This window comes from Coprobacter sp. (assembly GCF_982436375.1).
Window position 1 is genome coordinate 1 of sequence record NZ_CEWDCG010000066.1, and the last position, 13,979, is coordinate 13,979.

The following is a 13,979-nucleotide window of genomic DNA, read 5'->3' on the forward strand; positions in this document are numbered from 1 at the left end:
TGCGGAAGCTTTGGCGTATTTGAAAAAATTTGATGGTGACGATGCATTTCTGTCTCCGAATATTGAAGCTATGATCGGTAATTGTTATGCCAATATGGACCAATATGATGATGCAATCAAGGCCTTTGAAAAGGCTGCAAAAAAGGCGGATAATGAAATGGCTTCACCTATATTTTTACAAAAAGCCGCTACCGTAGCAGAAAAGATGGGAAATTATAAGAAAGCTCTGGATTTTTATCAGAAGATCAAAGATGAATACTCACAATCTATGATCGGTCGTGATATTGATAAATATATAGAAAGAGCTAAAGCTCATGTAAAATAAACCTGAATCATATATTATAAATGAAAAGCCGCCTTTTTCGGGTGGCTTTTTTTAACAAGTTGAATATATAAATAAAAATTTTGAAGATATATGGCGACAGCTTATCAAAATTTATCCTCTTATGATCCGGCTACAGTCCCTGATGCAAGTAATATGCGAGTAGCGATCGTTTGTGCTGAATGGAATGCGAATATTACCGAGAAACTTCTTGAGGGAGCTTGTAATACGCTTGAGAAGCATGGTGTGAAAAGCGACAATATATTTGTCGGTCGTGTGCCCGGGACATTTGAACTGACTTTTGGTGCTCAACGTATGGCTTCTTTTTATCATCCGGATGCCGTAATTGTATTGGGATGTGTCGTACAGGGAGATACCCCTCATTTTGATTATGTGTGTCAGGGAGTGACATCGGGTATAACTCATTTAAATGAGGTATTGGATATTCCCGTGATTTTCGGAGTGTTGACTACCGGAAATATGCAGCAGGCAATAGACCGTTCAGGAGGAAAATATGGGAATAAAGGAGATGAAGCAGCAATAACAGCAATAAAAATGCATGCTTTTGCTTGCAGATTAAAATAATTTGATTACCTTTGCTCCGCAATTAAGAAAAGGGGCGAATACCAGAGTGGCCAAATGGGGCAGACTGTAAATCTGCTGTCTTACGACTTCGGTGGTTCGAATCCATCTTCGCCCACCTTTTTAGATTGTATAAATGCGGGAATAGCTCAGTTGATAGAGCATTAGCCTTCCAAGCTGAGGGTCGCGGGTTTGAGTCCCGTTTCCCGCTCACAAGAAAAGCCGGTCGAAATATTTCGACCGGCTTTTCTTGTATTGCATTTGTGCAAATCTGATTTAATGGTGGTATTCTCGGTTGATGATATCGGGGTACAAAAAAAGACGATTCGAAGAACCGTCTTTTGTTTTTCTTAATCTTGATTATATTGCTTATTCAGCAGGATGAATAGCTCCGGTCGGACAAGCGTCAGCACAAGTTCCGCAATCTGCGCAAATTGATGGGTCGATTTTGTAGATATCGCCTTCAGAGATAGCTTCTACCGGACATTCGCTGATGCAAGTTCCGCAAGCAATACAATCGTCACTAATAACGTAAGCCATTGTTTCTAAGTTTTAATTGATGAATTAGTACTAATTATGTCCTGCAAAAGTAGTAGTTTTATCGGTTCATTCAAATAAAAAAGAACTTTTTTATTTTGGCATTCACTGACAGGTGTTGCCAAAATGTTATCTTTGCAGGCAATAAGAGGAACTTTGCACCGTTTAATGTATGTATTAAAAGAAACACGATTGAGAAAGACGATACTTTTGTTTTTGATGTCATTAATGGCTGTTTCAGGGATTGCACAGAAACGTAAATTGGAAAGATTGCCTTATATTGACCAGCGGAGGATACATTTCGGATTCTCGGTGGGATTGCATACGCAAGATTTAGGATTTACTCATACCGGATATACGACTGAAGCGGGAGAAACCTGGTATGCCGAAGTCCCCTCTTTCTCTCCCGGTTTTAATGTCGGGCTGGTTAGCGACCTTTATCTTTGTAAATATCTTAACCTTCGCTTTTGTCCCACCATGTATTTTGGAAATAAGACGGTCGAATTTCGGGAAGATCATACAGATGAACGTCGTACTGTAGACTTGAAGTCGAATTATATTATGATACCGATAGATCTAAAATATAGTGCAAAACGGCTGAATAATTATTGTCCTTATATTACTGCAGGAGTTGCTGGGGCTTTTGATATTTCAAAAAAGAAAAATGAACTGTTGAAGCTTAAGACTTATGATACCTATTTGCAAGTAGGATTGGGATGTGATATTTACCTGCCTTTTTTTAAATTGATTCCGGAACTTAAATTTTGTTTCGGTCTTGGCGATATTTTACAGCATAAGCGTCCTGACCTGCGCGATCCTTTAGATTATAAATATACACAAGCGATTAAACGGACATCTTCTAATATGGTCGTGCTTACATTCTATTTCGAATAAAGTCTTTTTTGGGGCTCGTTCTCAATTCGGAAGTGGAATTTTTTTGTATTTGAGATTCAACGTCGTGTTAAATATATAGATTTAACATTTCTCTTCTTGTATAATCGAACAATATGTTATATTTTTGCACCATAAATATCGCGGGGTGGAGCAGTGGTAGCTCGTTGGGCTCATAACCCAAAGGTCGTCAGTTCGAGTCTGGCTCCCGCAACTAAGTTTAAGAGCGCTAAGTGGTTGGCGTTCTTTTTTTGTTTTATTGGGGGCGGTTTGTCCTGATTTTTAAGGCAGGAAGTATTAGAAATAAAAAATATCCGAATTTTAAAGTCCGGATATTTTTTTTAGTCGTATAATGGAAATACGAAAATTCAAGAGTTTAGAATCGAGGTCGGGCTTCTTTTACTACCATCGTGCGATTGTCATACTGTGCGCCATTAAGTTCTTTAATTGTGTTTGCTGCTTGCATGTCATCTGGCATTTCTGCAAAAGCAAAACCTTTGGAACGACCGGTTTCGCGATCTTTAATTAATTTTACAGAGTTAACTGTACCATACTCTTCCAAAACTTGGATTAAATCTGACTCCTTAACGTTATAGCTAAGGTTACCAATGTAAATATTCATAAGAATGAAATAAAAATAAATAATAAAAAATTGAAACAACGAGGTTTGGGGAAAGATCTTGACCGACGATAAAAAAATACTCAACGGTTTGCGTTTGAGAAAATCCTCATAGAAGAGTAAGAGCGATATAAACTCTCTTTGTTTGTATTGCAAATAACGATATAATAATCGATATATCTACTATGTTATCTTTATTTTCTTCGTAATTTAAATATTTAGCTTTTTATTTTACGCATTTTACCATTCCCATATAGTTGGAGATAGTAATATTCAGTTTATACCGATACGATTTTCCCTAATTCGACATACCAGATATAACCTTTTACTTGGGAGAATCCCATTTCTTTTATGAGGGATATATACCGGATCACTTGTTTATGATAGCTTTTTTTCTGAATATTCCCGAATTTATAGTCGATTACAGAAACTTCTTCTCCGGAAATGACTACCCGATCCGGACGGAGGAATGTCCCTTTTTGCTGTAAAATCTCCGTTTCGTTGATAATTTGTGTATCGGGAGAAAACCATGGCGCAACTTCAGGTTGATCTAACCATGTTTTTAATTTTTTTTCTAAGACGACTCCTTCTTCATGGCTGAGTTGCCCGTTAAATATATATGGTAAAACGGCGTTGTGAATATCTTCTGCATAGCGGACGTTGCTGAGAATTTCGTGCATGAGATTGCCGTGTTGCCGTTCGTGACTGTCTCCGAAATAGCCTTTCCCATGTAGTCGTAGTTGAAGACGTTTGTCGGGATCGGCAGACCGATATTCGGGCATTGTTTTAATTTTCTGTTTTTCTTTTGCTGTTTGTAGATTTTCCCATGTCTCTCCGGCTTCATAACAGTTCTTTTCAGGATCATAATAGGCAGATAAATCGATTATCGGTTTGTCTTTTTCCTCCGGACAGTTTATTTCATTTTCGGGATTGACACAATAATATAGCAATCGGGAAAGAGAGCCGAAAGTCCCTTCTTTCTTAGGTTTCGGAGTAAAGAGCAACAGTTCGTCTTCCGCCCGGGTAAAAGCTACATATGCAATGTTGAGATTGTCGATGTAGGCGTGCATCTTTTCGTTGAAGTATGCATCGGCATAAAGGCTTTTTTTCAAGATCGATCCATAACGTATCGGGACGAGAGGAATGTCATCCAGAGGTTCTTTTTGGTTGCACCAAAGTATGTTTTCATGATGCGGGTTGTGATCGATTTCCCAATCGCAGAACGGGATGATAACGGCTTTGAATTCCAATCCTTTCGATTTATGGATCGTCATGATACGAATTGCATTTTGGGAGTCGGGTGTTGTTATGGTTTTCTTTATCCCTTGTTCGTTCCACCATTGTAAAAAAGAGGCGGGATCGGCCGAGTGATTTGTTGTATAGTCGAGTACGATATCCTGGAATGCCTGAATGAATATACTTTCATTTCGTTCTCCGGAGGGAGGAAACAAACTGATAATTTTTTCGCACATTTCGAATAATGGCGTGTTTCTCAATTGTTCGAGTTCCCTGACGATTTCAGGATCGAAATGATGCGATAATTCTTTCTCCTTTTCTGCAAAATAAGAGGCGAGAGCTGTTTCCGGAGGGAGATTCCGGTGCGTTGTCGAATATTCATATACGGCAAGTATCCGGTTTATTTCCGTCTCTGGATTTTGCAGGTAGTTTAAAATACCGATTACCAGTTTGACAATCGGGGCATTGTGGATGAAAAGAGCTTCGTCCGAAATAATATCGAAGCGATATGTAGAATCGTTATTCTCGGCTTTGGCTTTTAAAAGACAATCTGCAACAAGGCTGCCTTCAGCTTTGCTTCTGACCAGAATGGCAATGTCCTTTAACGAGATATTTTTATCTTGAAGTTCTTTTAAGGTTTGCGGAAGTAGTTCTGTCGCCCGATTTTTCCAATCTATTTTTTCTCCTTCTTCCGTCTCGGTTTCCAAGAACATTACTTTTACATGGCCTTTTTTTTCTTTATTTTTAGGGGATATATGTTGGTATATATCTTGGTATGCTTTCCCGATCTTCTCGGCATATTCGGAGTCGATGTGTACATTGGCGGGAGTATCGGCTATTTCTTTTTGTAAAGATTCTTGAAGTAAGAATGATGCTTTCCTGAAAAACGAATTGTTGAACTGTATGACATTTATACAACTTCGCCAGTTCGTCTCCAATACATGGTCGTTCAGTTCTTCCGGCTTCTTGAATTGGTTGCCCAGTTCGTCATTCAGCAGTTTCCAGTCTGAATTTCTCCATCGATAAATACTTTGTTTTACATCCCCCACGATGAGGTTACGGCCGCCTTTATCATTACTCTCCTTAATCAACGGAAAGAAATTATTCCACTGCATCCGCGAGGTGTCTTGAAACTCATCGATCATAAAATGGTCGATCCGGTTACCGGTTTTTTCATATACGAAAGGCGTATCGCTACCATCGATGATTCGGTTGAGCAATTCGGTGGTATCGGACAAAAGAAGGATATTGTGTTCTTTTTCGTATGTCTGAATGTGTTTGTCGATGTCGCTCAAAATCCCTAATGTGTAAATATAGCGGCGTGTTTCCATTACCGATATATAAAATGGATAAGCGTTATAGCAAGCGATAATCTGTTTGATATATTCGTTTAATTCCGGATATATTTCCCGAACTTTTGTAATAATGTCGGGAGAAGTTTTTTTTGTCGTCCAGTTTTCGATATTGTCGGATAGTTGTGTAAATGAAGCGTTCGGTTCTTTTATGTTACCGTCCGCCCATTTGGAAAACTCTTTAAACGGAGAACGGTTACCGCCTTTCAGGTCTTCAGGAGGTAGTCCCGCTTTTTTCATTATTTCGGTGGCTTTTCTTGCTATTTCCCGACTTTCGGACTCGAAGTCTTGTTTTATGATATTCAGTTTTTTGATATATGCTCTTAATAGATCTTTATCCGCCATGAAATGGCGTATTTCCGAACTGTGCGATTTATATTCTTCTTTAAATATTTCTTGTGCCAACTGGACGATATTTCGTTGTATTCCCCAGCTTTTTCCTCCTTCGACCTGCTCCTCGGAAAATCGGATCAGCCAGTTTAGCAAATCTTTATTTTCAGGATTTTCGAGATCGAAAAACATCCGGTCTATGGCTTCCGTAAGCACATGACTATTGTCTATTTCGGTATTGTATCCGCCTTGCAAACCGATTTCTCGAGTGAACGCCCGTGTCGTTTGTTGAAAAAACTTGTCGATAGTACTGATATTGAAACCCGAGAAATCGTGCAGAAGGGTAAATAAAATTTCTGAAGCTCTTTTTTGAAGTTCTTCGATGCTTGCCGGGATTCCGTCTTGCCCCAACAGGTCATTTAAATATTCCGATTCGGAAGTCCGATGAGCCAGAATATCGAGTTTTTCGATAATGCGCCGCTTCATCTCTTCTGTCGCTTTATTGGTGAAGGTTACGGCAAGGATATGTTGAAAAGCCTTGTTCCGTTCCGATGGCAATATCGGTTCGTTATTGGGACGAACAGGAGATAATAACAATTTGAGGTATTCTAATGTCAGCTTATAGGTTTTCCCCGACCCGGCTGAAGCTCTGTAAACATGGAGCATATCGATATTTATTTAGACTCTAAATAATCCGGGCTTTCGTATAGCCTTCTTTTTTCAGAATTTCCAATACCTTAGCACGAAAATCCCCTTGTATAAGGATTTCTCCGTCTTTACTTGATCCTCCGACTCCGCATTTTGTCTTTAATGTTTTTCCTAATTCTTTGAGGTCTTCTTCTTTCCCGGAGAATCCTGTGATCAACGTTACCGATTTTCCGTTTCGGTTACGTTTGTCGAGTTGTATTTTCAACGGTTGTTTTTCCGGAGCTTGAGTCTCCGGTTCTTCTGTTTCTCCGGTATCGTACGAAAAATCGGGATTTGTCGAATAAACGACATTCAGGCGATCTTTCCAGTCATTATTATTTTTTGCCATTGTTCGCTATTTTAAAGAATGAGATTATCGGGTTGTAGCCGATATACGGTATATTTGTTTTCAAATTTAATACAGATCGTGAACGTAGCCAAACAAAATATATAGTTTACGAAAAAATTTATTACTTTTGTATTATTCAGAAAACAACAGATGAATGGCTGGAGATAATTCAAAGATAACGATTAAGTTGCCTGAGCCGTCTTTGAGGCGGTTGCCTTGGTATTTAGCGTATGTAAAACTCCTTAAAGACAGAGGGGTCGAATATGTGTCTTCTACGCAAATATCGAAAGATATTAATGTCGATGCTTCACAGATAGCTAAGGATCTTTCGTTTATCAACATATCGGGTAAGACCCGTGTAGGATATGAGGTGGAGTCTTTAGTTTCGGTGTTGGAAGATTTTCTCGGATTCACAGATGTTCATAAGGCTGTCATTTTCGGAGTCGGCAGTCTGGGTGCTGCATTGCTTCAGGATTCGGGTCTGGCGCAGTACGGAATGAATGTGATTGCCGGATTTGATATAAAAGAAGAGTTGGCAGGAACTTTTATTAATGGTATACCGGTATATCATGTGTCGGAGTTTGAGGAACGGCAAAAAGAGTTGAATGCGCACATCGGTATTTTGACGGTCCCGGTAGAACGTGCACAGGAGACTGCTGAAAGTATGATCGCGGGAGGAGTTAAGGCTATCTGGAATTTTACTCCGTTCAGAATACGTGTGCCAAAACATATTGTCGTTCAGAATACTTCTATTTATGCACACCTTGCCGTTATGTTCAATAGACTGAATAATCTTAAAAAATAAAAAATACTTTCCGGTTTTTTATTCCGGAAATCTTATAAATACTTCAGAATGAAAATTATTGCCGTAGGTTGGAATTATCTCGATCACAATAAAGAGATGAATCGTACGTTATTACCAAAAGAACCGGTTATATTTCTGAAACCCGAAACGGCTTTATTAAAGGATCACAAGCCGTTTTTTCTTCCGGATTTTTCGAACAAAATAGAATATGAAACAGAAATCGTGGTTCATATTTGTCGGTTGGGAAAGAATATAGCTCCGCGTTTTGCTCACCGTTATTATGATGCTGTTACTGTCGGCATCGATTTTACGGCACGGGATTTACAATCCCGGCTGCGAAGAGAAGGAGCTCCGTGGGAAATATCCAAGGGTTTTGATTCTTCGGCAGTTGTCGGAGATTTTGTCTCGCTTGATCAGGCTGGAGAAATACAAAATCTTGCCTTTTCATTGCAAATTAACGGAGAAACGGTACAGCAGGGAAATACAATAGATATGATTTTCCCGGTAGATGAAATTATTGCGTATGTAAGTCGTTTTTATACGCTTAAGATAGGAGATCTGATTTATACGGGAACACCGAAAGGTGTAGGACCGGTGGCGATAGACGATCATTTGCAGGGATTTCTGGGAGACCGTAAAGTATTGGATTTCCGTGTGAAATAGACCGGTAGAAATTTCTGTTGCTTAGAATTATAAAAATGAGAAAGAATACCGTTGTTTTATTTTTTTTGTTACTGTCTTTTGGCATTTTCTTTTTCCCGGAAATGTTGAATGCACAGTCTGACCGATATACCGGAATATCAAAATTAAATTCCGGTTATTGGGTAAAAATCAGAATATCGGAGAGCGGTATATATCAGATTTCTTATGCCGATTTGCGGGCATGGGGATTTGTCGATCCGGCAAAAGTGAAACTTTACGGATATGGCGGAGCAATGCTGCCGGAGGACTTTCAAAAGCCTTATATCGACGATTTGCCTGAAGTGCCGGTGATGCGTTACGGAGAGCGGATGATTTTCTATGCACAGGGAGTCGTGAAATGGACGGCCGGCAGTTCGACGTTTACACACGAAAGAAATCCTTATTCACAGTATGGATATTATTTTTTGTCCGAAAATGATGACCAGCCTCGAACGATGGAGACAGTCTCTGCAAACGAGTCTATGAGTGCGACAACTGTGAATGTCTTTAATGACTATGCTTTGCATGAACAGGAACTTATTAATTTAGGACGTACAGGCCGAAAATTTTATGGTGAAGATTTTATTTATGAACAAATCAGAACTTTTACATTCGATATTCCGGGAATTACGGAGACTCCGGTTTCGATGCAGATCGATTTTGTTGTTAAAGCTTTGGCCTCAAATTCCAATACTATTGCCGGACAGATAAAGATCAAGCACAACGATGTCTCTCTTTCTCAATCTTCTCAGGATAGGGTTTATGCGATTTTGAATAATAGCCAAGAAGCTACTTATGCAAGCGGACGTTCTACGTCTACTACCAAAACATGGGTGAGAGATCCCGATAATCTCGACCGCATTACGATACAATTCGAAGGGAGTCAGGCCTCTACGGCGCGACTCGATTTTATTCGATTGAATATGGAACGGGATCTGAAAATTTATGACGGGATCGTTGCATTCCGAAATTTGAAATCCCGCAATACATTATTAAAATATGCCGTTAATGTATCAGGATCTTCAGATCCTCGGATTTGGGATATAACCGATCTTCAAAATCCTGTATCTATCGAAAGTTCACAACATGACGGATGCTTGTGGTTTGTCCCTCAGTCGGTAGGATTAAAAGAGTATGTCGCATTCGATGCTGCACGGACATTCCCGTCTCCTGAGTATGTAGGAATTGTGTCGAACCAGAATTTGCATGGTTACAGCCGTGCCGATCTGGTTATTATAGTTCCGCCGGAATTTTACTCACAAGCCGAACGTTTGGGAAAATTCCATGAATCGGAAGACGATATGTCGTATTTAATTGTATATCCTGAACAGATTTACAATGAGTTTTCTTCCGGAACTCCTGATGCGACAGCGTACAGGCGCTTTATGAAGATGTTTTATGACCGGGCTGAAGGAAATGAAGATTTGAGACCGCGTTATTTGCTGCTTTTTGGAGACGGTACGTATGATAATCGTTTGATTACGAGTGAATGGCAAGGCTATAAGTATCCGTTTTTATTAACTTTTCAGTCAGAGTCGAGCTTAGATGAACGTACGTCTTATGTAACGGATGACTATTTTGGTTTTTTGAAAGACACGGATGGCGCGAATCTACTGGCTGATAAACAGGATATTAGTATCGGACGTTTTCCGGTACGAACGTTAGCCGAGGCGACTGTTGCCGTGGATAAGGTAATCGAATATGGACAAAACAAAAATTTCGGAGTATGGAAAAATAATCTTTGTTTTGTAGCCGATGACGGAAATAATTCGGATCATATGGAGTTGGCTGATGAGTTGTGCGATAAAATAGAGTCGAAATATCCTGAATTTTTCCCGTATAAAGTTTATCTCGATGCTTATACCCGGGTAAGTTCTGCGAGCGGAGGTACTTACCCTGATGCAAAGAAACGTATGTTCGATTTGTTGGACGATGGGTTACTCTTTATCAATTTTTGCGGGCATGGGAGTTCTACAAGCTGGACGGCGGAGAAGATTTTGGAAATGTCGGATATTCGGAAACTTTATTTGAAGCGTCTTCCGTTATGGATTACGGCAACTTGCGACTTCAGCCGGTTCGATGACAAATCCAATTCTGGAGGAGAAGAGTTGTTTCTGAATTCAAAAGGCGGAGGAATCGCCCTTTTTACGACGACTCGAGTGGTATATATGGAAAAGAATGCTATTCTAAATAAAATGTTGATCGAAAATATCTTCGAACGGGATACGGACGGCTCGAGATACCGCTTGGGAGATGTGATGCGTGTTGCGAAGAAGGCTGTTGCCGAATATGTCAATTCGGATGGAGTTCGTCCGTATGAAAGAGATCTGAACAAATTGAATTTTATTCTTTTGGGAGACCCTGCGCTTCGGTTGGCTTATCCTGAATATAAGATGGTAATTACCGAGATTAACGGAGATCCGATTGACGAAACTTCAGATTTACAGACTCTGAAAGCACGTTCTTGGGTAAAAATGAAAGGAGAAGTGCGGGATCATACTACAGGCGAAAAGAAAGAAGATTTTAACGGTTTGGTATATCCCCGGTTATATGATTCGAAGAAAGAGATAACGACGAATGGTTTTGAAAGCGATGTACCTTTTACGTTTTATGAACGTGCGAATATGTTATATTCCGGTAAAGATTCGGTTCGGAACGGAGAGTTTGAATTTGAGTTTAAAATGCCTGTAGAACTGAATTACTCCTCGGAGACCGGATTATTGAATTTGTACGGGTATGATGAGCAAGGACGTGAAGCACAAGGATCGAATGAGCAGTTTGTCGTAGGAGACATGGATAATGATGTCGAGGCGGATACGGAAGGTCCGATTATCCATTCTATGTATCTGAATAGCGAGACATTCAGTTATGGCGATAAGGTAAATGAAGAACCTGTGTTTATTGCCGATGTGGAAGATGAATCGGGAATAAATATTTCTGGAATCGGTATCGGGCACAATATGACGGTAACGATCGACCATTCTTCGGCTCAAGAATATATTGTTAATAACTACTTTGATCCGGTGGTAGGTGAATTCGGGCGAGGAACAGTAATGTATCAATTACCGTCTTTACCGGCAGGATCACATACTTTGACGTTTAAGGTTTGGGATACGGAAGGTAATTCTACGGAAAAGACAACTTCGTTTGTTGTCGTACCGGGTATGAAACCCCAGATATTCGATCTTTATCCTCAAAAAAATCCGGTGTCGGAATATGCAGAGTTTTATTTGAAGCATGATCGTCCGAATATGAATATACAATTAAGGCTGTCTATTTATAATTTGATGGGTACAGAACTATGGACTTATTCGGATGACGGACTTTCCGATATGTGGACTTCTCAACCGATCGTTTGGAACCTGACCGATAAAGCCGGAAGACGGGTTGCGCCCGGTGTATATCTTTATCGGGCGTATATCTCGACAGAAGGCAGTAAGGAGGCTACCAAGACTAAAAAAATCATAGTCGTTGCACAATAAAAGCCTTTGAATACAGTTTTTATTAAGGAGAAATAAAATAGAAAAGAGAGAAATATATTTATGAACCGGATACGAAGTTTTTTTGTAATTGCTTTTCTGGGAGCTTGTTTTACTTCGTTTGCTCAGAACGATGTTAAGAATAAATTTAATCCGATTAACACGGGAGTAACCTCTTTGGGTATTGCTCCGGATGCTCGAGGCGGATCTATGGGAGACTTGGGAGCTGCTACCGATCCTGACGTGAACTCTCAATATTGGAATCCTGCAAAATATGCTTTTGCATTCAGCCGTGCGGGAGTTTCTGTATCTTATACTCCATGGCTGCGTAAATTGGTCAATGATATTAATTTAGCGTATGTGGCTGGTTATTGGAAATTCGGCAGTAGCGATTTACAGGCATTGAGTGCTTCATTGCGTTATTTTTCTTTGGGATCGATCAATATTACAGATGATGGCGGAAATATAACGAATTCTATAAATCCGTATGAGATGGCCTTTGACCTCGGTTATTCCAGAAAATTGTCACAAAGTTTTTCAATGGGTGTCGTCTTCCGGTTTATCTATTCAGATTTAGCTTATGATGAGACCGAGGGAATGAAAGGGGCGGCGGCTTTCGCTGCGGATATATCCGGTTATCAGACTTTTTATCCTATTGTAGGACGGAGCGAGTGCCAGTGGTCATGGGGATTTAATATTTCCAATATCGGTTCTAAAGTTTCGTATGACGGCGGAAATAACAGTGCTTTTTTGCCGACGAACTTGCGTTTGGGGACGACTTTCCTTTTCCCTTTGGTTGATTATAATACGTTGTCGTTGAGTCTTGACTTGAATAAGCTGTTAGTACCTGCAGCTCCAAGACAAGAAGATTATCTGGATGTGGAGGGAAACGAAGATAGAGAAGCTTATGAAGCTGCAAAAGAGAAGTATCAAAGTACATCTCCCATCAGCGGAATTTTCAAATCGTTTTCAGATGCTCCCGGAGGATTTAAAGAAGAGCTTCAAGAGATAAATTTTTCGGTAGGCGCAGAGTATGCATATAACAATCAATTTTTTCTGAGGGCCGGATATTATAATGAAAACAAGTATAAGGGGAATCGTAAATATTTTACTTTCGGAGCAGGATTTGCACTTAAGGTCCTTCGGCTGGATGCCGCTTATGTAGTTGCTACTGCACAGAGTAGCCCGTTAGATCAAACTCTGCGTTTTTCCCTTTCGTTCGATATGGATGGGATAAAAGATTTAGTCGGACGTAGAAGACGTTGATAAAAGAGACAAATGAAGATAAGGGTAGGCTTCGGTTTTGATGTTCATCGGTTGGTCGAAGGCCGGGAACTTTGGTTAGGAGGCATTCGCATAGAACATTCGTGCGGTTTGCTCGGGCATTCGGATGCGGATGTTTTGATTCATGCCCTATGCGATGCTTTGTTGGGGGCAGCCAATATGCGGGACATCGGCTTTCATTTTCCGGATACGGCAGGAGAGTATAAAAATATAGATAGTAAAATTCTGTTGCGAGATACGGTTAAGATGATTAGAGATAAGGGATACCAAATAGGTAATGCAGATATTACGGTTTGTGCCGAGCGGCCCAAATTAAATCCTCATATTCCGGCAATGAAGAAGTGTCTGGCAGAAGTTATGGAAGTTGATGAAGAGGATATATCTATAAAAGCTACAACAACAGAGAAGCTTGGATTCACAGGGCGAGAAGAAGGTATTTCGGCCTATGCCACGGTGCTGTTGCAAAAATAATTTATTTGAATACCATTGTTTGTACACAAAAAAACAGCCGCTGTTTTTCAGGCGGCTGTTTTTCGTATATGAATTATCTATCTCACATATAACCGTGTTACGGCTTTCCACTCTTTACCGGGTTCTATAAATTGAAAACCGGTGAGTTGTGCCGGCAGTTTCAAGTTCGGAGCGTTCGTTGCCCAGCTTTGCGGTTCAGGACATACATAGGGAACTTCGCCACCGTTGTTCCAGAGAGTCCAGTGTTTAAATTGCTCGTCGGTTTCATAGAATACGCTTATTCCTTTTTCTGTATCGGTCAGAATCGCTCCGTTATAGTTTTTTCCGTCTATCGATAGCGGTTCGTTAGTTAAA

The 13,979-nt window shown here is 40.1% G+C and carries 12 protein-coding genes, 3 tRNA genes and 1 pseudogene; 11 read left to right on the forward strand and 5 right to left on the reverse strand.

Features of this window, described 5'->3' with window-relative positions; genetic code table 11:
* The 4 genes from AC1WHX_RS05535 to AC1WHX_RS05550 form a co-directional block, all read left to right on the forward strand.
* Positions 1-325 (forward strand): tetratricopeptide repeat protein (locus tag AC1WHX_RS05535; RefSeq protein WP_481228963.1); only part of this gene is annotated, 325 nt, incomplete at its 5' end.
* Between the two features lie 90 nt (positions 326-415).
* Positions 416-907: a 6,7-dimethyl-8-ribityllumazine synthase gene (gene ribH, locus AC1WHX_RS05540; protein WP_022390251.1), complete on the forward strand. Its 492-nt coding sequence runs from the start codon at positions 416-418 to the stop codon at positions 905-907.
* A 32-nt stretch (positions 908-939) separates the two neighbouring features.
* Positions 940-1,022 (forward strand) — tRNA-Tyr (locus tag AC1WHX_RS05545).
* 20 nt (positions 1,023-1,042) lie between these two features.
* Positions 1,043-1,115 (forward strand) — tRNA-Gly (locus AC1WHX_RS05550).
* Between the two features lie 158 nt (positions 1,116-1,273).
* Here AC1WHX_RS05550 and AC1WHX_RS05555 read toward each other — a convergent pair.
* On the reverse strand, positions 1,274-1,444 hold the full coding sequence (locus AC1WHX_RS05555) for a DUF362 domain-containing protein (protein ID WP_009318100.1): 171 nt from the start codon (positions 1,442-1,444) through the stop codon (positions 1,274-1,276).
* A 189-nt stretch (positions 1,445-1,633) separates the two neighbouring features.
* Between AC1WHX_RS05555 and porT the strand changes: the two genes are divergently transcribed.
* A complete protein-coding gene (porT, locus tag AC1WHX_RS05560; RefSeq protein ID WP_278585166.1) occupies positions 1,634-2,335 on the forward strand; it encodes a type IX secretion/gliding motility protein PorT/SprT in 702 nt (233 codons plus the stop codon).
* Positions 2,336-2,474: 139 nt separating this feature from the next.
* A tRNA-Met gene (locus tag AC1WHX_RS05565) sits at positions 2,475-2,546 on the forward strand.
* A 162-nt stretch (positions 2,547-2,708) separates the two neighbouring features.
* Here the strand turns inward: AC1WHX_RS05565 and AC1WHX_RS05570 are convergent.
* The 3 genes from AC1WHX_RS05570 to AC1WHX_RS05580 all read right to left on the reverse strand — a co-directional run bounded on the left by AC1WHX_RS05570 (position 2,709) and on the right by AC1WHX_RS05580 (position 6,905).
* Positions 2,709-2,954 (reverse strand): RNA recognition motif domain-containing protein, encoded by a 246-nt coding sequence (locus AC1WHX_RS05570; RefSeq protein ID WP_009318098.1) that lies wholly within the window; start codon positions 2,952-2,954, stop codon positions 2,709-2,711.
* Between the two features lie 275 nt (positions 2,955-3,229).
* Complete coding sequence (locus tag AC1WHX_RS05575; protein ID WP_122337929.1) at positions 3,230-6,535, reverse strand: UvrD-helicase domain-containing protein; 3,306 nt, start codon at positions 6,533-6,535, stop codon at positions 3,230-3,232.
* Between the two features lie 19 nt (positions 6,536-6,554).
* Complete coding sequence (locus AC1WHX_RS05580) at positions 6,555-6,905, reverse strand: translation initiation factor (protein WP_009318085.1); 351 nt, start codon at positions 6,903-6,905, stop codon at positions 6,555-6,557.
* A 154-nt stretch (positions 6,906-7,059) separates the two neighbouring features.
* On the opposite strand from AC1WHX_RS05580, the gene AC1WHX_RS05585 reads away from it, so the two are divergent.
* The 5 genes from AC1WHX_RS05585 to ispF are packed head-to-tail and all read left to right on the forward strand — an operon-like array spanning position 7,060 to position 13,625.
* Positions 7,060-7,710, forward strand: coding sequence for a redox-sensing transcriptional repressor Rex (locus AC1WHX_RS05585; protein ID WP_009318084.1), 651 nt, complete (start codon positions 7,060-7,062; stop codon positions 7,708-7,710).
* A gap of 48 nt (positions 7,711-7,758) precedes the next feature.
* Positions 7,759-8,373: a fumarylacetoacetate hydrolase family protein gene (locus AC1WHX_RS05590; RefSeq protein WP_303117139.1), complete on the forward strand. Its 615-nt coding sequence runs from the start codon at positions 7,759-7,761 to the stop codon at positions 8,371-8,373.
* A gap of 35 nt (positions 8,374-8,408) precedes the next feature.
* Positions 8,409-11,873 (forward strand): type IX secretion system sortase PorU, encoded by a 3,465-nt coding sequence (gene porU, locus AC1WHX_RS05595; protein WP_302545035.1) that lies wholly within the window; start codon positions 8,409-8,411, stop codon positions 11,871-11,873.
* Between the two features lie 60 nt (positions 11,874-11,933).
* A complete protein-coding gene (gene porV / locus AC1WHX_RS05600; protein ID WP_302545036.1) occupies positions 11,934-13,136 on the forward strand; it encodes a type IX secretion system outer membrane channel protein PorV in 1,203 nt (400 codons plus the stop codon).
* 12 nt (positions 13,137-13,148) lie between these two features.
* The gene (gene ispF / locus AC1WHX_RS05605; protein ID WP_122337927.1) at positions 13,149-13,625 is read left to right on the forward strand and encodes a 2-C-methyl-D-erythritol 2,4-cyclodiphosphate synthase; all 477 of its coding nucleotides are present in this window, start codon (positions 13,149-13,151) and stop codon (positions 13,623-13,625) included.
* Positions 13,626-13,702: 77 nt separating this feature from the next.
* Here ispF and AC1WHX_RS05610 read toward each other — a convergent pair.
* Positions 13,703-13,979: pseudogene (locus AC1WHX_RS05610) on the reverse strand (aldose 1-epimerase); the annotation flags it as partial.

Excerpts from the sequence above, each read along its gene's own strand:
- AC1WHX_RS05570 (WP_009318098.1), bottom strand. The coding sequence starts at position 2,954 with ATGAATATTTACATTGGTAACCTTAGCTATAACGTTAAGGAGTCAGAT.
- AC1WHX_RS05580 (WP_009318085.1), bottom strand. The coding sequence starts at position 6,905 with ATGGCAAAAAATAATAATGACTGGAAAGATCGCCTGAATGTCGTTTAT.
- AC1WHX_RS05555 (WP_009318100.1), bottom strand. The coding sequence starts at position 1,444 with ATGGCTTACGTTATTAGTGACGATTGTATTGCTTGCGGAACTTGCATC.
- AC1WHX_RS05575 (WP_122337929.1), bottom strand. The coding sequence starts at position 6,535 with ATGCTCCATGTTTACAGAGCTTCAGCCGGGTCGGGGAAAACCTATAAG.
- ispF (WP_122337927.1), top strand. The coding sequence starts at position 13,149 with ATGAAGATAAGGGTAGGCTTCGGTTTTGATGTTCATCGGTTGGTCGAA.
- ribH (WP_022390251.1), top strand. The coding sequence starts at position 416 with ATGGCGACAGCTTATCAAAATTTATCCTCTTATGATCCGGCTACAGTC.
- porV (WP_302545036.1), top strand. The coding sequence starts at position 11,934 with ATGAACCGGATACGAAGTTTTTTTGTAATTGCTTTTCTGGGAGCTTGT.
- AC1WHX_RS05585 (WP_009318084.1), top strand. The coding sequence starts at position 7,060 with ATGGCTGGAGATAATTCAAAGATAACGATTAAGTTGCCTGAGCCGTCT.
- AC1WHX_RS05590 (WP_303117139.1), top strand. The coding sequence starts at position 7,759 with ATGAAAATTATTGCCGTAGGTTGGAATTATCTCGATCACAATAAAGAG.
- porU (WP_302545035.1), top strand. The coding sequence starts at position 8,409 with ATGAGAAAGAATACCGTTGTTTTATTTTTTTTGTTACTGTCTTTTGGC.